Source organism: Pseudoteredinibacter isoporae, assembly GCF_040372805.1.
GTDB lineage: Bacteria > Pseudomonadota > Gammaproteobacteria > Pseudomonadales > Cellvibrionaceae > Pseudoteredinibacter > Pseudoteredinibacter isoporae_A.
In genome coordinates this window covers 175,408-197,679 of sequence record NZ_BAABWJ010000009.1, presented here as the reverse complement: position 1 = coordinate 197,679, position 22,272 = coordinate 175,408, and the positions used below count along the sequence as shown (strand labels likewise).

Annotated in this window: 19 protein-coding genes and 1 tRNA gene; 6 read left to right on the top strand and 14 right to left on the bottom strand. The window is 48.4% G+C overall.

Features of this window, described 5'->3' with window-relative positions; translation table 11 throughout:
• Both ABWW03_RS16680 and ABWW03_RS16675 read right to left on the bottom strand, forming a co-directional pair.
• Positions 1-3,231, bottom strand: a 3,231-nt coding sequence (locus tag ABWW03_RS16680; RefSeq protein ID WP_353410198.1) for a retention module-containing protein, incomplete at its 3' end; no start/stop codon positions are given.
• Between the two features lie 666 nt (positions 3,232-3,897).
• Positions 3,898-4,767, bottom strand: coding sequence for a LysR family transcriptional regulator (locus ABWW03_RS16675; protein WP_353410196.1), 870 nt, complete (start codon positions 4,765-4,767; stop codon positions 3,898-3,900).
• Positions 4,768-4,867: 100 nt separating this feature from the next.
• Here ABWW03_RS16675 and ABWW03_RS16670 point away from each other — a divergent pair, with 100 nt between their 5' ends.
• Positions 4,868-5,659 carry a hypothetical protein gene (locus ABWW03_RS16670; RefSeq protein WP_353410194.1) on the top strand — a complete coding sequence of 264 codons (792 nt, stop codon included), beginning with the start codon at positions 4,868-4,870 and terminating at the stop codon, positions 5,657-5,659.
• 58 nt (positions 5,660-5,717) lie between these two features.
• On the opposite strand, the gene panB is transcribed toward ABWW03_RS16670, so the two are convergent.
• Entirely contained in the window at positions 5,718-6,524 is an 807-nt protein-coding gene (panB, locus tag ABWW03_RS16665; protein WP_353410192.1) for a 3-methyl-2-oxobutanoate hydroxymethyltransferase, read from the bottom strand.
• A 107-nt stretch (positions 6,525-6,631) separates the two neighbouring features.
• Here panB and ABWW03_RS16660 point away from each other — a divergent pair, with 107 nt between their 5' ends.
• Positions 6,632-7,552 carry a LysR family transcriptional regulator gene (locus ABWW03_RS16660; protein ID WP_353410190.1) on the top strand — a complete coding sequence of 307 codons (921 nt, stop codon included), beginning with the start codon at positions 6,632-6,634 and terminating at the stop codon, positions 7,550-7,552.
• A 62-nt stretch (positions 7,553-7,614) separates the two neighbouring features.
• Here the strand turns inward: ABWW03_RS16660 and ABWW03_RS16655 are convergent, their stop codons facing one another.
• From ABWW03_RS16655 to ABWW03_RS16640, 4 genes are all read right to left on the bottom strand, one after another.
• Positions 7,615-8,421 carry a hypothetical protein gene (locus tag ABWW03_RS16655; RefSeq protein ID WP_353410188.1) on the bottom strand — a complete coding sequence of 269 codons (807 nt, stop codon included), beginning with the start codon at positions 8,419-8,421 and terminating at the stop codon, positions 7,615-7,617.
• A 63-nt stretch (positions 8,422-8,484) separates the two neighbouring features.
• Entirely contained in the window at positions 8,485-8,736 is a 252-nt protein-coding gene (locus tag ABWW03_RS16650; RefSeq protein ID WP_353410186.1) for a hypothetical protein, read from the bottom strand.
• A gap of 139 nt (positions 8,737-8,875) precedes the next feature.
• On the bottom strand, positions 8,876-10,267 hold the full coding sequence (locus tag ABWW03_RS16645) for a S41 family peptidase (protein WP_353410184.1): 1,392 nt from the start codon (positions 10,265-10,267) through the stop codon (positions 8,876-8,878).
• A 299-nt stretch (positions 10,268-10,566) separates the two neighbouring features.
• The gene (locus ABWW03_RS16640) at positions 10,567-10,911 is read right to left on the bottom strand and encodes a hypothetical protein (protein WP_353410182.1); all 345 of its coding nucleotides are present in this window, start codon (positions 10,909-10,911) and stop codon (positions 10,567-10,569) included.
• Between the two features lie 306 nt (positions 10,912-11,217).
• Between ABWW03_RS16640 and ABWW03_RS16635 the strand changes: the two genes are divergently transcribed.
• From ABWW03_RS16635 to ABWW03_RS16625, 3 genes are all read left to right on the top strand, one after another.
• Entirely contained in the window at positions 11,218-11,913 is a 696-nt protein-coding gene (locus ABWW03_RS16635; RefSeq protein WP_353410180.1) for a hypothetical protein, read from the top strand.
• Between the two features lie 201 nt (positions 11,914-12,114).
• Positions 12,115-12,918: a DUF2971 domain-containing protein gene (locus ABWW03_RS16630; RefSeq protein ID WP_353410178.1), complete on the top strand. Its 804-nt coding sequence runs from the start codon at positions 12,115-12,117 to the stop codon at positions 12,916-12,918.
• Between the two features lie 304 nt (positions 12,919-13,222).
• Positions 13,223-13,774: a hypothetical protein gene (locus tag ABWW03_RS16625; protein WP_353410176.1), complete on the top strand. Its 552-nt coding sequence runs from the start codon at positions 13,223-13,225 to the stop codon at positions 13,772-13,774.
• 875 nt (positions 13,775-14,649) lie between these two features.
• Here ABWW03_RS16625 and ABWW03_RS16620 read toward each other — a convergent pair.
• The 7 genes from ABWW03_RS16620 to rlmE form a co-directional block, all read right to left on the bottom strand.
• Positions 14,650-14,736 (bottom strand) — tRNA-Leu (locus ABWW03_RS16620).
• A gap of 10 nt (positions 14,737-14,746) precedes the next feature.
• On the bottom strand, positions 14,747-15,274 hold the full coding sequence (secG, locus tag ABWW03_RS16615) for a preprotein translocase subunit SecG (RefSeq protein WP_353410174.1): 528 nt from the start codon (positions 15,272-15,274) through the stop codon (positions 14,747-14,749).
• 33 nt (positions 15,275-15,307) lie between these two features.
• Positions 15,308-16,045: a triose-phosphate isomerase gene (tpiA, locus tag ABWW03_RS16610; RefSeq protein WP_353410172.1), complete on the bottom strand. Its 738-nt coding sequence runs from the start codon at positions 16,043-16,045 to the stop codon at positions 15,308-15,310.
• A gap of 195 nt (positions 16,046-16,240) precedes the next feature.
• Positions 16,241-17,590: a phosphoglucosamine mutase gene (gene glmM / locus ABWW03_RS16605; protein WP_353410170.1), complete on the bottom strand. Its 1,350-nt coding sequence runs from the start codon at positions 17,588-17,590 to the stop codon at positions 16,241-16,243.
• A gap of 84 nt (positions 17,591-17,674) precedes the next feature.
• A complete protein-coding gene (folP, locus tag ABWW03_RS16600) occupies positions 17,675-18,532 on the bottom strand; it encodes a dihydropteroate synthase (protein WP_353410168.1) in 858 nt (285 codons plus the stop codon).
• Positions 18,533-18,640: 108 nt separating this feature from the next.
• Positions 18,641-20,548 (bottom strand): ATP-dependent zinc metalloprotease FtsH, encoded by a 1,908-nt coding sequence (gene ftsH / locus ABWW03_RS16595; RefSeq protein WP_353410202.1) that lies wholly within the window; start codon positions 20,546-20,548, stop codon positions 18,641-18,643.
• Between the two features lie 269 nt (positions 20,549-20,817).
• Positions 20,818-21,450 carry a 23S rRNA (uridine(2552)-2'-O)-methyltransferase RlmE gene (gene rlmE, locus ABWW03_RS16590; protein WP_353410166.1) on the bottom strand — a complete coding sequence of 211 codons (633 nt, stop codon included), beginning with the start codon at positions 21,448-21,450 and terminating at the stop codon, positions 20,818-20,820.
• Positions 21,451-21,668: 218 nt separating this feature from the next.
• On the opposite strand from rlmE, the gene ABWW03_RS16585 reads away from it, so the two are divergent.
• Positions 21,669-21,974: a YhbY family RNA-binding protein gene (locus tag ABWW03_RS16585; protein WP_353410164.1), complete on the top strand. Its 306-nt coding sequence runs from the start codon at positions 21,669-21,671 to the stop codon at positions 21,972-21,974.
• The last annotated feature ends 298 nt before the right edge of the window (positions 21,975-22,272 follow it).

Sequence of the window (22,272 nt, the reverse complement as noted above, 5' to 3'; positions counted from 1 at the left end):
AACACCTTCATCAACGGTTACGTCACCGGTTCCGGTATTAGGTTGACCCACATTAACCGTGGGCGTGTTGATGTCATTGATAAAGCCCTGGGCCGACGCGGTCGCGAGGGTTCCATTACTATTAAGCTCAGCTGAAAGACTCAGGTTTTCGAGATTTTCATCCAGTGCATCGACGACGGTATTGGTTTGCACAAAAATAGTTTGATTTCCGCCAGCAACAAGCGCAATCACACCACCCGCGGGCACGTCTTGCCATGGGTCGCTGGGAGACAAACGATATTGATACAAGCCTGTATTGAAATCGACGCCTTGAACCGCTCCATCAACCCCTAGACCATCATTTAAGGTCAAGGTTACATTGCTATTGGCCGCCGCATTTTGAACATCAACTTGAAAAACAATATTCACGCCTTCGTTAACGGTTTGACCCGACACGCCGACATTGGGTAAATCACTATCCAGAATGGTGGCTTGTGCGGCATCGTTCACGACCTCACTACCACTGCTTAAGCTCACCGAGAGATCGAACACTTCGCTGTTCTCATCGAGATTATCACTGACGGTATCGGTCCGTAACAGAACCAGCGGGCTGCCACCAGAAACTAAACTCACCTCCCCAGTAGCGGGTAAGGCCTGCCATGTTGCACCATTGTCCAGACTGTATTCGAGTAGGCTGGCGTTATAATCCGTGGGCGCATTCGCAGCATTTGCACCAGAGCCATCCTGCAGACTCAGATTAAGAATGCTATTGGCTTCTGCATTACTCACCTGAATAGAGAACACGGCATTGTCGCCTTCGGTGACCGTAATATCGTCAACGACAACGTTCACTTGATAATTCACCGTCACTTGCGCGCTGGCCACTAAACCATCGTTATCGCTGACGGAATACGTTATCGCATCCGGATTCCCCGCAAAACCCGCTTCTGGAGTGAAAGTAATGCTGCCATCCGCTTGTACCTGCCAGACGCCTTGCCCGGTCACATCCAGAGTTTTTCCGCTTCCAGGTGCACCGCTGATCACCACACTGCTCGCAACGAGAAATCCGTCCGGATCACTGTCATTGTTTAGCACTGAAACGGTCACCACTGTTCCAGGCGTTGCACTGCTGACAACATCAGAAACCGCAATAGGCGGCACAAGAGGGTCAATTACCGTCAGGTTTAAATCCGAGTCGACAACGTTCAAGCCATCCGTGACGACATAAGTAATGGAAGGAACGGTGCCCGCAAAACCAGGCAAAGGAACAAACGTGTACGCGCCCGAGCTCTCAAGGGTAATAGAACCTATGCCTGGGATAATCGCCGTATCACCTGCTTGGTATTGAGTGGAATCCCCCGGAATTGAAAATGAGCCCACGGAGGCGTCTTCCGGCCCATCAGGATTGCTACTGTTCTCAAGAACATTTCCCGCAATACTGGCGCCCTGCAAGCCGCTGGCCGATTCATCATCATCAGCCAATGTATTCGCGGCATCGACATTAATTGTTAACGTTGCGCTTTCGGTACTGCCATCGGCATCGCTCAGCACATAAGTAAAAATATCATCGCCGAAAGCGCCAGGGTTTGCTGTATAGGTGTAACTGCCATCAGCCTGCAGAACCAATGTGCCTTTATCGCTGCTCACGGCAACACCTACGCCACCCGAAGTGGCTGCTTGATCACCTGCAGCAACCGACGCTACAAAACCTGGGTCGTCCGCACCAACAATATCCGCTACGCCATCAGTGCTGTTACTGTCACCGGATGGTATATCGATAGCCGTCAGTACATTACCCGTTGCCTGCAAACTTCCATCAATGCTATCAATCTGGGAGTTACTGATGGGCGAATCATCGATGATTCGAATGTGTAAATTAGCGCTGACATCATCACTGCTATTACCATCATCATCACTGACGATCACAGTAAAATTCTCAGAAACAGGCCCGTCACTGTGATCAGCTGCATCGTTTAAACGATAGCGGTAAGTGATCTCGGTTTCGCTGACGGCTGTTATTTCCAGCACGCCGAAATTGCCATTCACTGAAGAGTTTTGCAAAACACCGTTAACCGCTACGACGACTCCGGCAATCGTCACTGTGCCTTCACCGTCGCCTTGAAAATACGTAATACGGCCAGAGGTTTCTTCACGGGGGTCACTGTTATTACCGGAGTCACCATCGGACAATTCGCCCGTACCATCCGTTAAACCGGCTTCAAATGCGGCGGTACCCTGTGCTTGCGCAAGAGCATTTGCCTCTGGGGTATCAGGTGTATCCCCATCGGGGACCTGTAAATCTGGTGTAGCATCAATCGCGATACTTAACGTTGCTGTTGATAGATCATCATCATTATCAACAATGGTATACGTGAACACATCCGTACCCGTCGCGGTACGATTGGGAGTATAGGTATAACTGCCATCGCTGTTCAGTAATAAAATGCCACGATCCGATTCGAGAGTCACACCAACGCCGCTGCCATCGCTCAAGGGAGTTTGCGTATCTCCAAGGGTCACACCCACAACAATAATGTCACCAAAACCATTGGGGCCCGAATCATCCGCATTGCCATCCAGAGTGTTGGCATCACCACCGACGTCAAGGCCGGTTACAACATTTCCGGTCGCTACATTTAAACTGCTCACTTCATCGATATCGTCGGCTGCTTCTGGTGCGGTATCAGTAATCCCGTTTTCCGGTTCTCCCGTCGCGAGGCCATTCCCAAAAGTACCGGTACCAAAACCCGCCGAGGGTATGGTTTCATCACCCGTCAATTCAAAACGCACCCCGGTACCCACTGAACTGCCATTACCAGCCCCACCCGTTCCTGGTCCGGCTGCAGTTGCAGGTAGTAATTCTTCCAGATTCAAACCTTTCGCCAATCCTTCTTCCAGCTTGGCAAAATCAATTTCTTCGATTTCTCCGGCTATTTGCTGAACGCTGTCGTCTTCCAGAAGACGCACCAACGCGGCATCGATTTTTGCGCTTTGCTCGTGACCGAGCGTTAACAGAGAGCCGTTTGAAAAACGAATGACAACCGCCGCATCCGCCGCCGTGGTGATGCTGTCGCCAATGGCAACAGGGTCGTTATTATTTAAGACTTGAGTGGATGACTCACCGGAACGCTGTATAAAAACGTCACCTTTGATACCAATCACCAAGGCATCTTGAGACACCTCATAAACTGGCTCGATAGGACCTTCATTTGCAGAAAGAAGGCTCGTGTTGATGCTGTTGTTTTCCACCATGTCCAAATCCTATAGTCCAAGGAGCAATATCCATCGCTCAATATTTATCTAGCCAAGGCAATCGACTGCTTAGCTTTAATAAACCCATGGTCTCTAAACGGGCGGTGCCCGCAGATTTTGGAATACAGCTGGTGTTTCAACACTTCACGGTGCTTGATACCGCAACGCTTCCGAATCCATTTGGAAGCTCTCAAACACGCCGAATACATCATTGATAGAAACTACTCGTTATTCTCCACCAATTTCCTTTATTCTTATGTTTTCGTCTTACTATCTAAGAAACAAATAGGAGTATAGGCTGAATCCGCCCATACCTTTGTTCCATTTTCTGTGAATCCTCTCACACTACAGACCCCCATTTTGATAACTGCGTCACAAATTTTGTTTGACAGGATTATCACTGATATGGAAGCAAAGCCCCCTCTGAGTGCGTGAACCGTCAACAATGATGCCCACAAGGCCGACAGAAAAGGAATTTCATTTGCTTACATGACTTTTGAAAACCGCGCCAGGCAAGGCTTTAAGCGACTTTAATTGACTAGGCCGCCTAAGCAAGGAGAGCGAAATATCAGAAAAATGGGGGGATTAACGGGGTTCAGCCCAATGCGTTCAACTGACGAGTGGTCGAGATCGTCTCACAACGCTTAAAAATACCCGCCGATGCGTTCAGGGTTGTTTGCCCTCGATCAGGCTTTTCTTTTTCAGCAACGCCTCACACAAGAACTGCATCAGTACTTTGATTCTGGGGGTTTCTCGCAGATCCGGGTGAACCAGCACCCACAGATCCGTTAGATGAATTGCCGGGGTATCATTGAGGCGCACAAGCTCTTCGCAGGGATCTGCCATATAACACGCCCCTCGACTCAAGCCATAACCGGACAGCAATAACTGATGGCGCATCAAAATATCATCGGAACGTATCCCAATCCGGGCATTCGGGTAAGGTGAGTCTTTAATCCATTGAGGGTTTTGCTCGTCGGCATCGCGTCCAATCCACTGATAATGTTCCGCAGCAGTGGTATTCAGATATTCCCGTAATCCATAATAATGCAGCTTGACCGATGCCACTCGCCGGCCAACTAAATATTCCGGTGGTTGATCTGTGCCTCGAATCACAATATCCGCTTCGGCTCTTTCCAGATTACGCAGTTCAAACGAAGAATTGATATTCAGCTGGATATTGGGGTAACGCTCAGAAAACCCCTTCAGCTCACCGATCAGCAACGTCTGAGCAATAGGCGGTGGAATCGATAAATTAATCGGCCCACTCATGTCGTCATTCTGCCCACGCTGGCGCCGACCCATGGATTCGCTCAGGTTTTCAATCTGCAAAGCGGTATTCACAAATTCCAATCCCAGTGACGTGGCCTGGTAACCGTCCAGAGTACGCTCAAATAAATGCCCGAGTTGATGCTGCACCACGGTAAGGCGACGAGAGACCGTCGAGTGGTTTACGCCAAGCAAATCCGCCGCGCCACGTAAAGTCTGCGTGCGGTGCAATGCCAGGATTAAGCGGTAGTCGTCCCAATTTTTCATTGGTGCATTTTTGCACCAGCCCAAGACAAAGTAAAGCCAAGACAAGCCAGGCAACAGCCTCTATGGTCTAGTCAAATTCAGCGCACAGAGGACACATAACATGCGACGATTCCCCACAACGGCCTACAGCCTTTTGGCGACATTCCCCAATCTGTTTGCCGCCTTCATGGTGTTTTTTTGCATCAACGCCGCACACGCCAATAACGATAAAGAAGCTTTGCGAATGTCATTTGCAAAGGGGCAGGTATTTTCGGTCATCATCCCAGTAACGCATAAAACGCCACAAGGAAAAGCGGCACGAAAAGAGTATTACGACGCAGCCTTTCCGCTGGCCAGCCAATACGGATTGAAACGTGAAGGCCAGATACGCATTAACAGCAGCTCTTCAAAACAATTTAACCCCAAAACCATGGCATTTTTTTCATGGCCAGATCAGGCATCAGAAAACCAGCTGATCGCTAGAGCCGAATGGCCGAATATCAAATCGCTTCGCCCGATAGCCTGGGAAGTGTTAAACATTTACAGCAAGGAATTGGACAAGAAACTCGAGCTGAGTTTCCACCCCAACAAACACTACACACTTGCAATGGCTTGGATTAAAGAAAGCCACCCAGAAGATTACCAACAATATCTGAGCAATATCGAACCTGCGGTAAAACAGGCCGGCGGCCGTTTTATTTACACCATGCGGTCACCGCAGTATGAAGCTCATGGCATTCATACACAGGCCCCCAAAGGAAACCGACACGCAGCCCCAAGTCAATTAACTTTTGTCGAGTGGGATACGGAAGACGGATTAAAGGCATTTCAGGCCTCAGAATTATTCAAACAAAATGCGCATCGCATTAAATCCGGCACCGATCAATTCCATTTGTTTAGAATGCATTTGTAATGAGTTCGGTTCGACGGGAAAGGCTATAAACATCGCTGTTCCCGTCGATCATATTTTATTAATAACTGTAAGACGCATCTGGAAACGCTTCTGCTCGAACCTCACTCGCGAAGGATTTGGCGGCATTTTCAATCAGTTCTCGCACCGCACAATATTCCTTGTTAAAACGCATAGGCGCTTCACTTTCATTCAGACCAATCAGGTCATTGATGACCAGCACTTGGCCACTGCAATCTGTTCCGGCGCCAATACCGATAGTAGGAATGGAGAGTGCTTCGGTTATCTCCCGAGCCAGCTCTGCCGGAATCGCCTCAAGTACCAGAGCGAAAGCACCCGCCGCTTCAACGGCTTTTGCATCTGCCAACAATTTTTCTGCGGCGGACGAACTCTTGCCCTGAACTTTATTTCCACCCATCGCGTGATAAGACTGGGGCGTCAGTCCCAGGTGGGCCATCACAGGAATACCCGCCTGGCTGATTTTCTCAATACTGGTACACACTTCCACGCCACCTTCCAACTTCACGGCAGAAACCTTCGCTTCTTTTACCAGAGTAATAGCCGCATCAAGCGCGTAGCTTGCACCCTGTTGATAGGTACCAAAAGGCAGGTCGGCAACGACCAGGGCACGTTGCGCGCCTTGCTTTACCATCGTAGCGTGATAGGTCATTTGCTCCAGGGTAACACCCAGCGTTGTTTCTCCCCCCTGCACGACACAACCCACCGTATCACCGACCAACAAAATATCCACATGAGGATCCAACAGCCGAGCCATGGTGTAGTCGTAGGCCGTTAACATCACCAACTTCTTGCTATCTTTCATTGATTGCAGACGCGGTACGGTTATTGTTTCAAACACTTCAGACATAAGATCCCCTGACATTTCATAGTAGACAAGGTGCGCAGATTGCCGCATGCTTATATCAAAGTAAATTCTATAGATATGTTTGACTACCCTAGTATTTACTATGATATATGCTAACGAAAGCAAATCGAGCCCTACGCATGACTCTGGATGATCTGAAAGTCTTTATCGCCGCCTGTGAACACAAAAACCTGAGTGCCGTAGCCAGACAAATGCATTGCACTCAACCCGCCGTCAGCCAGCACATCGTTCGCCTGGAGAAAGAGCTGGGTGTCGGTCTACTTGAACGAAAGGCTCGAGGTGTAGAGCCCACCCAGGCCGGGCAAGTATTCTACGAGCATGTGCGGGAAGGCTTGGGCAATATCACTCTGGGCGTACGACAACTCGAACAACTGGCGGCAGGCGAAATGGGCTCACTTGGTATCACCACTGGGGGCACAACCATCAAGCACTTTATGAGCAACACCGTCGTTGCTTTCCGTGAACGCTACCCGAGTGTAAAACTTCACTTCCAATCAGCCAACACTCATCAACGCTGCATTGAAGCCCTTCGCGATGAACAAGTCGACTTGGCTTTCATCACCATGGGCGATGCCATCAAAGGTATCGAACAACGCCCTTTTGTCGAAATGCCCTGGGTTTTGGTCGTACCCGAACACGATAAACTCGCCCAAAGAACACGCATCCAGGCCAAACAGCTCAAAGACATTTCCTATATCGCTCTGAAAGATTCTTCCACCTCACAAAGTCAACTCACCCAACAGCTGCAAAGCAAAGGGGTTTACTGTCAAACCATTACTACCGTAGATGATTGGGACACTGCCATTCAATTTGTGGAAATGGGTTTAGGGCATACCATTAGCCCTGAACGCCACGCCCAAAACTTAAAAAAACAACATGCCGTTGCTTACATTCCCATTTCAGATTTGCCGCCCATTGTATTCGGCTGGGCATCACGGCGCTGGAAGTCTTTACCCAAGATTGCAGAAGATTTTGTTGAATTGTTTGAAGAGACCAATCAGAAAAGGTAAGTTTTTTCGCTGAGGAACGCCGAGCTTCCTGGATATTTTGTACTTGTTGCCAGCCCCTGTCGTTACTGTTTTTTATTCGCTGGTGCTGCCGCACTGTCGTCCACAAACTTCAGCTCTTGATTCACCGAATTTTCCATAACAATGGTAGGCGCATCCCCCACGCTCGGGAAGTTGATAATATAGTTCATCAACTGGTGGTCCAGCCTATCTTCAACATGACTCACAACCGATGTATTCGAATACTCTTCCTGTTCGTTAATAGAACTCAGAATTTTTGCTGAAATATTGTCAAGCTGATAGCTTTCGTCATTACCGTAAATGCGGACCTGACCTATGCACATGTTTTCAGTACAGGCGAAGTCATCGTACAGAATGGTGGCATTGTCGACTTCGCTGTTGAGATTTCTGAAGCTTTCCTCGAGCGATTCCTCATACATTACTGTATTGGGAGACGAATCGGCGTGGAAGTCCAACTGAGAAACCAGATTCGAAAACCCATCCGAATCAACAATAATATGGACGGCAGTACGCGCGCGAACGGCGCCTCCACTCTTATCCAAAAGCAAATCTTCAATGCCCGCTTGCACTTCACGACTCGATGCCACTTTTGATGCAGCGTTTAGCTTGGCTGTGGCGGTATTGGAAGTTGACGGAAGATTACTCAGGGCTGGCCCATCTGGTTCAACAGCACGCTCTACGAGCTTGGCGGAAGGCTGTGTAGCGGTGCTCCCGCTGGACTCAGGAAGTGGCTGTGGTTCAAACAAGGCCGGTTCTGCAGCCCCATTGGGGCTAGTAGGCGTCATATAGAAATAGTAAACGGCGGCACACAAGCCGATAAGCAACGTAGTAAACAGTGCAATCCTAACCATTCAAAGCGCCTTACTTATTTGCCACCACTGATTAATTTTTGTTCGGCTGTTTTATTCTCTGCTCTAAAAAGAAAAGCCCGGTGTTTTTTCCGTATCTTTCAGCTTTCTGACCAATGTGGTCACCCAGCCACCCTCGGAATCCTTTACGCCATATTTGCCATTTGGCAACAGCACCAGAACACATTCGTTCTGGCAACGATACACAAGCTCGTACTCGTCACCCAATGGAGCAACAATCGCCTTGCCAGCGATTCCCCCGCTACTGGCGACACCCAGCGTGATGGTCAACAGAAATAGAGAAAGCTTTTTAATCACAATACCGGCTCTTGATCTTCACAAAGGGCTGATTCTACCAAAGAATGGGGGGGCGAATCCAAATCTTGATTCAACTGGCGCTGAATTCTACATTTTATCAACGTAAACCACGGTCACTACACGGCGCAAGTAAAGCCCCTTAGTGATTGGACGGCGATTGAAGTAAGAAATCCATGGCAGCCTCCAACACCCTATCCCTACGGCTATTTTCAGATTCACCCAGCACATCCTCAACATACAGATGTGGCTCAATGCCTATAAAATCGAAGCTCTTTCCCGCCGCATCCAGATAACGTTCATTGGGCAATGAAAACAGCCATCCATTGGGTAAAGTCCTCGGCAACATATCCGAAAAGCTTCCTCGAGTTTTCTCTCCGACACGCTTTACTCGAGGGTATCGCTGCTCCAAGGCCATCACAAACGCTTCACCCGCGCTAACCGTAGCTGGGCTGGTAAGTATCGCAATCTGCCCGGCCCAGGAGCTTCCGCCTATGGAGCGTACCATGATCGGCATCCCCTCTTGCCATTTCGGATCTACTCCTCCTTCAATGACAAACTGCTTTCGATAGGCTAGGTAGTCTTTCTTAGTGAAGATCCCCGCAAGCTGAATCCCCAATTTATCGGAGCCTCCAGAATGCGCTCGCAGATCGATCACCAAACCTTTGCTGCTTTTCAGTGCTTTGAGTATTTTGGGAAGAGCCGCCTCCATTGCCAAACGTTCAGCATTAGCGGTACCTTCTTTTGACAGCCCCCAAAAACCATCTACCGCTAAATAACTCAACCCATCGGGGAGCTGGCCCAGTCGCATTTGCTCATTGAGGGTTTCGACATTACCAACAACATAATGCGCTTCTACTCGCCGTTTTATCGTTGCAAGTTCAGATGCAGTTGGCACTTGGGGTTTAGGCAATTCATTCCCAAGAAATAACTGATCGATGTCTGGGGCAAACAATGCGGTGTGCGGATCTTCCAACTTACGAAGTAAACTTTTTATCTCATCGAACAGTGGCTGCCCCGTGAATTTCTTATGATCAGAATTCACTTCCCCGATAAACGCTGGGTTCCTCAACAGAAAAGGATAGTGTTCACGGAAGTTTTGAACAAACACCTCCAGCGCTAAGGCTGGATTTGGTGTTGCCGAACATTGTTCCGGCAAACTGGAAACCCTTTTAGCAACCATCCAAGTATTGGTATCTGTACGATGAAAAACCAAATCATTACTGGAATCCGAGCGTTGATAAATCTCCATCCTCGCATTGATAAAGCCAGGTATCGCCACATGAAAGTACGGAGCTGCTTGAGGCTCCGTATTGTTTAGCTTGCCTGAGGACAACCCACTGACCAGACAACTTATGGCCGTTTTTTCATAAATAGTGACGGTCTTTTTCTGGATTCCAAAGATATAACCATACCCCTCAGTTTCCCAGAAACCCTCATACAACGGCTCCGCTTGACTGTGGACATTCACTGACAAACACACAGCCAACAACGTAAATAGAGAAATCCATAATTTAAAATCGGAACGATTCATATCATTTGTCCTCTTCGATACTGGCGCTTGCCCAGGAAATATCATGGCATATTGGATTTATTAAACCAGAGATAGGGTCATTCATTCCGACCGTCAACAAACCTTACCAGACAATCAGACACAAAAAACCCCGATTTACGGGACTTTTAGATACTCTCGAATGCCAAGAGTTTTGATTTGGTGCCAAAGGCGGGAAACCAACCCCTTTGATATTAAAGACCTAGAGCAATATAGACGTAGAATTAACGTAAAGAGGATGAGCTAAAAGCTGCTGTTAACCCTGCCTTCCATGCATTGAGTCAAACGTCCTTAGACACTCGATCAGGCAATTGAAATACAACCCGATAGTTGTATTCTCTAGGGCCGCTCCAGCCCTTATTATCCATTAGATCAACGTCTGGAAACGCCTGACATAAGAATTCACACAGAGCCTCACAGTTAGCTTCTAGGATGTCGCTATCTTTCGCCTCTCCCTGATAGCCTGTAAGACCGTCACGTCCAACAAAGTCCAAGTTAAGCACAGCTCCACCGCGCCACTGGTATTGAAATGCTCTTTCGGGATCTAATCCAATATCGCTTACAAAACCAGCCGAGCTTTCCAACACAGAAGCCACAAGCTGTCTGTTATCCTCAAATCTACTCATCTTTGACACTCCATATCATTGCTTAACGAAGGGCTATTCTACTCAGATCTTTCCTATACCCACAACATGAGCTTCAATCCATCTAATTCAAGTCGAAGGCAGGAAACCATACCCTTTATATAAAGGTCTGTAATTATTTTGACGCATACGCGGCGCGCATGAAAGCCCGTTCGCAAATACTTAATCAAATCCCAGCCCAAGCTTTAAATAGCAGACAATAACAATGCTTGCGATATGCTGACAGAGAGCGTTATCATCTCAGTCCGCAATAACATATTATTGCCTTATAGGCACAGGGAAGCAGCCATGAGTACCTCGTCGAAAATAATCTTATCACTAATACTGCTAGCAGTTGGAGCCTCGCTCTTGATTGCTTGTGGCAAAAAGCCACCGAAGAAAAAGACTATTGCAGCCAGCAATTCAAACCAAGACAAGCCTCCAAAAGACTGCGAGAATGGCGCACAGCTAACTGGAAAAAGATATACCCCAATAGGGACTGGCATTTCTATGAGAGGCGGTCCGGGCATAAAATTCAAAAAACTGATAAATAAAAAAGCTACAAAAGTCTTGAAAAAAACCAAATACCTATCTGTGGATGATACAACTCTGGTATACGAAGAGTGTACCCAGGGAAACTGGTCTTGGGTTCGCGTCATCTCTCCAAAGTTCCTTAGCAAGTCACACAGAGGTTGGATTGAAAGCAAACACTTAAATAACAGCCCTGCTTCCAAATCAGATAAATATACTGGCAAGATTGCTTCTTCCGCAATAATCCCAACCTCCGCCGATCAGTACCCTAAGACGGTTAGGCTATATCCATCCAGAGTCAAGGAAATTGACAAATTTCGTAAACTAGCGGCCATGAAAGCAGTGGACAGCGGCAAGTGTGATATTGCCATCCTCTCGGAGCTGAGTTTGACTAAGAGTACACGCCAAAGACTAAGCTTCTTTGTAGATTGCACAAATGGTGCGCGATTTAGATATTGGGAAAATGAACTGTGAACTTGAATTTCAGACCCATGATGGGCTGGTTAGATAATTTAAAATATCATTTTTATTCAATAACTTATAAACAACCAAAATAAAAATGTAGCAAATGTGTAACATCGAACACGTAGGAATTGCAAGACCCCCTACTACCACTACCGATCTATCGCTTGTATTACTCAGTACAACAAAATCATTACTGGAACCAAAACGGATATGGCCAGAAGAAGAAAAAGGAATAAAGGAGCAGTCCCTAATCCCCCTAAATCTCTGTACAAATACTGCTCCATAAAAAGCGTCGACGATAACAGTGGCGAGCCTGATTATGATCTAGAGAACCTTGAAAAATCACAGATTTATTTCAATGATCCTAGTAACTTCAACGACCCTTTTGATTGTAAATATTCAGTTGATAGAGAAATCTCTGATCGCAGGTTTATTTGTGAAATGAAAAAGAGAGGCTGGGATGTATCACAGCTTACAGCTGATCAAATAAAACAAGAAATAGAGAAGTTTAAGGAAACCGTCCTTAGCGTAGAAAATAGTATTTTCGACAAACATATCCATATTGGAGTGACATGCCTATGTGAACGCTGGGACTCACTCTTGCTATGGGGCCACTATGCAAATAAACATACTGGTTTCTGCCTGGAATTTGGCACTACTTTAGAACCCTTCAACTTAGCTGAAAGAGTTTTGTATAAACAAGCGAGGCCTAGACCAAAATTAGTCGATCTTATAAATAACGAAAGCAAATTCATAAAATCTACACAAGATGCTATAAAAGTAAAGTCTAAAAACTGGAGCTATGAGAAAGAATGGAGAGTTCTCCACACTCAACCCAACAAGGTGTACCAGCTCCATAGAGAGTGCCTAAAAAGCATTACGTTAGGCTTAAGAGTGGAAAAAGATGCTCGAGAAAAGGTAATTAAAACTATCGCTAATTACCCAGAAATCGTTATATACGAGTGTTACGAGTCAAAAACGAGCTTTTCATTAAACAGACGAAAAATAAACTAGACAGGCAAGGAATGTCAAAGTGGGAAATTACTCAAAAAACTTAAGAGCAAGAGTTAGCACAAAAGGCCCCACCCAGGGGTACTGCGCCATATGCAAAAATCTAGCGACTCTATCTAGGGATCACGTCCCTCCAAGATGCTGCGGCAATATCGATACTCACATACTAGACTTTTTACACTCAAGAAAGCCTTCTATTTCCACGCAGTCCCAAGGCGGAACTCACTTTCGCACCATATGTTCAGAATGCAATGGTGATCGATTAGGCTTACGATATGACCCCGCTCTTGGAGATCTGACCAAAGAAGTGAAGTACTATGCACAAAAAGCATACGAAGGGGAAATTGCCCTACCCGATACCATCCAGGTAAAAGTTCAACCACAAAAAATTGCAAGGAGCGTCGTCGGGCACTTGATGGCCGCTGTCGCGACTGACGAAATCAGAGAGGCAAGTTGCAGTTCACCTGTAAACCAGATTTTAAGAAATTATTTTTTAAATCCAGACTCTCCTCTACCCGATGAAATTGAAATATATTACTGGATTTACCCTGGCAAAAAACAAACCGTTCTAAAGCACTTTGCCAAACAAGATAGTTTCGGCGGAAAACTAACTTTTGGCAGCTGCCTAAAGTTTCCCCCACTTGGATTCTACATAACTCACACCTCACCACACATACCGCATCCAGGAGTGAGAAAACTACTAAAAAACAAGAGTATAAATATAGATCAAGAAGCCAGTATCGCCATTAAACTTAATGAAATCCCTCCTCTGGACTTTCCAGAAAAACCAAGTAATAAAGGAATGGTAATGCTGACCGACAAATTAGGCTACGAGGCTCTTCCAAAAGAGGGTAGTTAGTGGAGGGGTACGGGCGAAGTAGCAGCGTGCTCTTCTTGAACTAGGCAAATTTAACTCGTATTTTGTTGACCGCCGGAGATTTCACTCGAAGCCCGCCCTGCACCCCAGGATCGCTGCAACTTCATGGACACAACCGCACACACCAAACATCAATGTATTGATCATACAAACCTCCTTCTGTAAAAAATAAACCACCTTAAATACAGGGCAGGCTCCAATCAACCAGTCAACTATACATGTTAATACTTCTATACCTAGAACTATGAAGCTTTCAAACTAAGATGATTCTATTTCTATAGCACTTCCGTCAAACTATAGTGAGAGCTTAGATTCTCAAACCTTCAAAGGTAAATCAAGTTCTATTAATGACTAAGTTTACATTCAAACGCCTGTACTATCGCCGTCGCGCAGTACTTTTTGCTCCAGGCCAAAAACTACAACCGTATCCTAAGCTCCGAGCAATCTGGTTTCCTCAAAGTGCTCATTAGCGTAATACCACAAACCAGAAAAACCAGTACAATAAATCTTCCTGTCATCAGGCTTTTCGCCTTTGCATGACATAACTCTATAAAGCGCCTCACCACCATCATTCACTGGCTTAGGTTCCACCATCACTACGGGCCAGGGTTTTTGTAGCATGTGTTTTTGACTTCCGTACACCGGGCACACACTTCGGCAGCCTATCTCTTACCGTGCTTTCGAAACGTTGCCACAACTATGCCCTCTAACGTAAACAATCGCGCTACTGACATAAACAGGCGGGAAAATACGTGGTATTTTTTGATTTTTACAAGCTAAGAAATCGGCCTGAACGACCTGAAAGGCCCGTAAAACGGGGCCTTGTAATATTTTGCGAAGATTCCGCAAATCATAATTGGTGCCGAAGGCGGGACTTGAACCCGCACGAGCGTTAGCTCACCACCCCCTCAAGATGGCGTGTCTACCAATTCCACCACTTCGGCTAAAACGTGATTATTGAGGTGTGTTTTCCTCAACGTTGTCCTCGACTGCATCAGCAGTTTCGGCAGCTTGTTCTTGCAGATTTTGTGCGGCGGTCTCAGCGGTTTCCGCCGCCTGATCCATTGCTGCACTGGCCGCATCGCTAACTTCATTCGCCGCGTTTTCAGTAACGGCGCTGGCTTCTTCAACAACGTCGTCTTGCAAGCTTGGCAAATCAGAATCAGAAAGCTCATCGCTGGCTGCCGCAGGAATATCAGACTCGGGCTCAACCTGTAAGGTAGGAATGCCTTCGTCGACGGTTACACCGGCGTTCTGCTTTGCCACGATGGCCAAGCCAAAACTGGTTACAAAAAAGATGGTCGCCAGGATCGCTGTGGCGCGGGTAAAAAAGTTACCGCCACCGGAGCTGCCGAATACGGTCTGGGATGCACCGCCGCCAAAAGAAGCACCCGCTTCAGCACCTTTACCTTGCTGCAGCAGGATCAGGCCAATAATGCCCAATGCTGTCAGCATGTGTACGATCAGAATAATCTTATCCATATTACGCTCTTGCGTTTCTCGTCTATAAACTTGTTAGCGAACTGCTGCTTTAGCAATTGCCAAAAAGTCATCTGCCTTTAGTGAGGCACCGCCTACCAAGGCACCGTCGATATCGGGCTTGGTAAATAATTCAGCGGCATTGTCTGGTTTGACACTGCCGCCATATAAAATCTGTACGCTGTTCGCAACACTACCCAGGCGCGAACGAATATACGCATGCACTTCCTGAGCCTGTTCCGGGCTGGCACTTAAGCCTGTGCCAATGGCCCAAACGGGCTCATAAGCCACCACGGTATTGGCCATGGCATCCAAACCTAACTGATTCACAACCGTCATCAATTGACGCTCTATCACAGCCAGAGTTTCGCCCGCTTCACGTTCGGCTTGGCTCTCGCCGATGCACAACACGGGCACCAGAGATGCCTTTAATGCGGCTGCGCACTTATTCGCCACCAACGCATCGCTTTCCGCGTGGTATTGGCGGCGCTCAGAATGCCCCAAAATGACATACTGACAGCCCAGTTCGCGTAACATCTGTGAGGAAATCTCACCGGTATAAGCGCCAGACTCATGTTCGCTCATATCCTGACCGCCCCAAGCAACATCACTGCCGTTCAGAACGACCTGACACTGCGGCAGATAAATTGCCGGTGGGCAGACACCTAAAGAAACCTTGTCAGCATCCCAGTTGCGCAAGCCTTTCAGCAATTCGGCATTGGCGGGAATTGACCCGTTCATTTTCCAATTGCCTAGCACCAGGGGTTTTGCCATAACCGTCTTCTTTTGTGTTATTCCACGATCAAAAATTGAGTGCTTAACAGCCCTTAAAACCCAGGGTTCCATCTGCTGCCAAAAGCGGGCGCCAATGGTATATGAGTGACGCTAAACTTGCAAACAAAACAAGGGCTTAATGCGGTCAAAGTCCGCATCTTGAAAACACCCTTTGAGCCAGGCCTGCAAAGGGCTCTATGCGACCTCTTTTTCCACCACTTCAGCCAGCTCTTGGGCCAGTTGACCAACCAATTGGCTGTCTTCACCTTCGGCCATTACCCGGATCACCGGCTCTGTGCCCGATGGGCGCAACAACACACGCCCGCGACCCGCCATGGCCGTTTCCGCAGCGGTTATCGCTTTTTGAATATTTTGGTTTTCGGCCAGATCAATCACTTTATTGCGGCGAACGTTGATCATGGTTTGGGGCAGCTTGTTCATGCCGTTTTTCAACTCATGCAGGCTCTTGCCCTGCTCGACCACCGCTAGCAACACCTGCAGTGCGGCCACAATGCCATCACCGGTCGTAGTCACGTCACTGCACACGATGTGACCAGAGGACTCACCACCCAGCAACCACTGATTTTGCTTCATGGCTTCAATCACGTAGCGATCGCCCACTTTGGCGCGCACAAACGGCACCCCCATATCTTTCAGGGCCAGCTCAAAACCGAAGTTACTCATGAGAGTTCCAACCACACCATTGCAGCCATGCTCACCGGCGGCACGATGAGCTGCAATGATGTACAGCAATTCATCACCATCAATCACTTCACCATGACCGTCGACAAACAGAACACGATCGCCATCACCATCAAAAGCAATACCCAGATCGGCACCTGTTTCGACCACCTTGTCTCGCAACATTTCGGGATGCGTCGATCCACAGCCACGGTTGATGTTCAAACCATCGGGCTCGACGGCGATGCTGATCACCTTGGCACCCAACTCTTGGAATACTGAAGGCGCAACGTGATAAGTCGCACCATTGGCACAATCCAACACGATGGTCATTCCTTGCAGGCTGAACCCCCAAGGCATTGTGCCTTTACAAAATTCCACGTAACGCCCCGCCGCATCGGATATGCGCATGGCTTTACCCAATTTGCCTTCCGTGGTGAACATTGGCTGGTCGATTTCCGCTTCAATAGCTAACTCGATATCATCATTGAGTTTGGTGCCCTGGCGGCTGAAAAACTTAATGCCATTATCATAATAAGGATTGTGGGAAGCACTGATCACAATGCCGGCGGTGGCCTGGAAAGTCCGGGTCAGGTAAGCAATTGCCGGGGTAGGCATTGGGCCGAGCAAGCCAACATCGATACCGGCATTAATCAGACCCGCTTCCAATGCCGATTCAAACATATAACCTGAAATTCGGGTGTCTTTACCGATAAGAATCTGATTGCGGCCACCGGACGCCTTAATGCTCTTTGCCAGTGCCCGGCCAGCGGCCCAACCCAATTTCAGAACAAAATCGGGTGTGATCGGCTGCTCGCCTACTTTGCCTCGAATACCGTCGGTACCAAAATACTGTCTACTCATACTCTCCCCCGTCCCGGTCAATAATTTCCCTGGCCCACGGCCACGCTCGATTGAATGCTTATTTACTTAAACGATCTTGTTTTGTCAGTGGCTGGCATCTATTTGCCAGAACAACTCTAAAATATCCCGGCTTTCGGCAACATCGTGAACCCGCAGTATGGCCGCACCTTGCTGCAGGGCTAACATGGCCACCCCCAAGCTGCCCGCCAAACGTTGCTCGACGGGTCGCTGCAACAAACCTTGCAACATTGACTTACGCGACAGCCCGGCCAATACGGGCAAACCCATGGCCTGCGTCAAAGACGACATTTTACGCAGCAATTCCACATTATGCTCCAGGGTTTTACCAAAACCAAAACCTGGATCCAGGATGATTTGCTCTCGATCAATACCCGCAGCAACACACTGGTCGACCCGCTCAGTCAAAAACGCGGAAACCTCCTCCACAACATTTTGATAGCTGGGTTTATTTTGCATGGTGCCTGGCTGGCCCTGCATGTGCATAAGGCATACCGGAAGCTGCAGCTCAGCCGCCATTTCAACGGCACCGTCGCGCTGCAAGGCCCGCACATCATTAATTAAGCCGGCTCCTACCGCTGCGGCTTCTTTCATCAGAGCGGGACTGCTGCTATCTACCGAGACGACAACATCAAGCTCGCGGGCAATACGTTCAACCACAGGGATGACTCGATCCATTTCTTCCTGAGCGGACACCTTGGCTGCGCCTGGACGGGTGGATTCCCCACCGACATCAATAATACTGGCTCCTTCAGCCTGCATTTGAATCGCGCGCTGCAGGGCGAGATCCAGATCCAAACAACCTTGCTGATAACTGTTGCCGCCATCGGAAAAGGAATCGGGTGTGGTATTTAGAATGCCCATAATTTTGGGCTTGCTCAGGTCCAGCGGTTTGCCAGCGCAATTAAGAACAGGAGAAGACATAAATAACGGCGCTCGATAAATCAGGTGCGTGTATCATTTTTAAGCGGGCAGAAAATAAAAATGGCCGCAGTTAACAAGTAACGGCGGCCAGGCTAAACGCGATTGCGTTTAGCTTTCGTTGGCAGGCCCACCAATAGGACCTGTGGATTTATCCGAATCCGATGAATCTTTCTTTTCAGATTTGATGTGGCTGTTGAAATCGCCATCATCCCAATCGCGTGGTGGACGCACTTGGCGTCGATTCATCAAATCTTCCACCTGTTCAGAATCGATTGTTTCATACTCGATCAAAGCATCTTTCATGGATTCCAGAATATCGCGGTTTTCTTCCAGAATTCCCTCGGCCACTTTATAGCGATCATCGATAATGCTGCGCACTTCTTCGTCGATCACTTTAGATGTCGCGCCGGAATAATTCGGTGAAGACATACCAGGGTATTGCCCTTCATCATCACCGTAGGAAAGCGGGCCCAGCTTTTCAGACAGACCCCATTTCATCACCATGCCACGCGCAATTTTTGTCGCACGTTCAATATCGCTGGACGCACCAGTAGACACCGCATCGGCACCGCCGGTCATCTCTTCGGCAATTCGGCCACCGTACAAGGTTGAGATTTGACCCAACAGGTAGCGGCGACTGTGGCTGTACTTATCATCTTCCGGCAGGAATTGAGTCACACCCAAAGCACCGCCGCGTGGAATAATGGTGACCTTGTGCACCGGATCATGCTCGGGCATCAAGTAACCCACAATAGCGTGACCCGCTTCGTGATAAGCCGTCATGATCTTGTCGTCTTCGCTCATCACCATGGACTTGCGCTCGGCGCCCATCATGATTTTATCGCGTGCTTTTTCAAAATCTTCCATGCTCACGGTGCGCTTATTGGCTCGCGCCGCAAAAAGAGCGGCTTCGTTCACCAAGTTCATCAGATCAGCACCTGAGAAGCCCGGAGTACCACGAGCAATCACAGAGGCTTTTACCGCGTCGTCCATAGGCACTTTACGCATATGAACTTTCAGGATTTGTTCGCGACCACGAATGTCTGGCAGACCAACGTGGACCTGACGGTCAAAACGACCTGGACGCATCAAGGCTTTATCCAATACATCGGCACGGTTAGTGGCTGCCATAACGATAACGCCTTCGTTACCTTCAAAGCCGTCCATCTCAACCAGCAACTGGTTCAGGGTTTGCTCACGCTCATCATGACCACCACCATGACCGCCACCACGATGACGACCTACCGCATCGATTTCATCAATAAAGATAATGCACGGTGCCTGTTTCTTGGCTTGGTCGAACATATCGCGGACACGGCTTGCGCCCACACCCACAAACATTTCCACAAAGTCAGAACCGGAGATTGAGAAAAATGGTACCTTGGCTTCGCCAGCAATCGCTTTTGCCAGCAGCGTTTTACCGGTTCCTGGAGGACCCGCCATCAACACACCACGAGGAATCTGACCGCCCAGTCGCTGAAACTTGGATGGGTCGCGCAGGTATTCCACCAGCTCTTGAACTTCTTCTTTGGCTTCATCAACACCCGCCACATCGGCGAAGGTGGTTTTCACCTGATCTTCACCCAACAGGCGAGCCTTGCTCTTACCAAAGCTCATTGGACCACCACGTCCACCTGAGCCACCTTGCATCTGGCGCATGAAGAACATGAAGATCACGAGAATAATCAGGATGGGGAAACTCGCTACGAGGAGCTGCTGCCAAATACTGGGCTTTTCGGGCAATTTGCCTTCAATCTGTACCTTATGGTTATACAGATCATCCATCAGTTTGTTGTCGGAGACTTGCGGACGAACCACCTGGAAGGTTGAACCGTCGCGACGCTCACCGTGAATAATCAGGCCATCGACAACAACCTTCTGAACCTGCCCGGAGCGAACCTCGGCAATAAAGTCAGAATAAACCAGTGGCTTTTGCTTGGTCTGACCATTGATATTCTGGAAGACAGCAAACAGCACTGCCGCAATGACCAGCCACAATACAAGGTTTTTTGACATATCGTTCAAAGCGATTTCCTCTTGGCGCCAGTGCCATAAAGCGAAGCACGGCTAACTACGTTAAGCCTCAATGAGGTTTGGTGGGCCATTGTAGCCCCATTTCCGTTTCTCAGCGTATCTTGGTATCACGCTTTAGCGGTTCTTTACAGTCTATTCAGACCAAGCTGCACAAATATCAGACACATCGCCCCTGCGCGGCTTCGAGACGATGACCGCCCCTATGTAAGTATGACAGTCATTTCGCGGTTTTGGTTTAAACCTGCAAATTTTTAGCCTTTAAACCCTTTAGCCACGAGATAAACCTCTCGCGAGCGGGCTCTGGAGGCATCAGGCTTTCGGGTCAGAACCTTCTGGAAACTGCTGCGACTGTCGGCCAACAATTCATCAAATCCTTCGCCCTGAAATACCTTAGCGACAAAAACCCCACCGGGCTTTAATACTTGTCGAGCCATATCGAGGGCCAATTCCACCAGGTACATGGATTTGGGCTGATCAACATCGGCCATACCTGACATATTGGGGGCCATATCCGAGATTACAAGGTCTGCTTGAGCCCCCCCCATACGATCCATCAATTCGTTAAAGACCGACTCTTCGGTAAAATCCCCCTGAACGAAATCCACACCGGCCATGCCATCCATCTCTAAGATGTCTGAGGCGAAAACTCGCCCTTTGCTGTCGCCACTGGCATTGACTCGCTCCGCCGCGACCTGGCTCCAGCCTCCTGGGGCTGCGCCGAGATCGACTACGGTCATACCCGTGCGAAACAGCTTGTCCTTCTGATCCAGCTCGATCAGCTTATAGCTGGCTCTGGAACGGTAGCCATCTTGCTGGGATTGCTTTACATATTGATCGTTGAAGTGCTCTTGCAACCAACGACCGCTACTTTTGGAACGGGCCAATGAGAATACCTCGGGTTTTGTCTGTCTGAAGCCGCAAAATTAAAGACATCAGGGCAGTTGGCGGGTAGAATACGCCACCTTTTTACGGCTGTGGTGAATAATTAACCAGGGCTGATGTTTGAATTTACACCCTAAACGCCTAATGCTCCGCATCCTGAACCCAAATGGGGCTACACTCGCGAGCGCAGAGGCAAAGGGATATACCTAGAGACTATTGTATGACGTTAAGTGCAGATCGCAAAAAACAATATCGCAGTTTAGGCCACAACCTGAAGCCTGTGGTGACCATTGCCGGCAATGGACTGAGCGAAAACGTGATGAATGAGCTCGACCGCGCCCTGGAAGACCATGAGTTAATCAAGGTAAGACTGGTCGTGGCTGATCGCGATTTGCGCAAACAAGTGATCGATGAATTCTGCCAACAGGCCCGCTGCGAACTGGTTCAGGAAATCGGTAAGGTAGCCTTGGTATATCGCGCCGCGAAAAAGCCAAACGCCAAGCTTTCCAATATCAGCCGCGTTTAAGTCGCGGCCGACAGAATCTGAGAAAAGGCGCGCTCAGCGTCTCTCCAATCTTTTCCGGTCAATTCTTTTGGGGTCAATCACGGCCTGCCCCACATCGACACCGAATGAGTCCCTTCGTCGTTATCGCAACGATTTATCGCCTCAGTTTATCCTAACTCCACTTGAGTATTCACCGGATCTATATAGCGGCATCAAATATTAAAATCGCCTGGCGGTTTCCAATATGCGGGATAACCCTTACACTCCTTGGAAACATAATAATGAGCGGCCCAGGAACTGCCCCCTAACGCCCGTCATC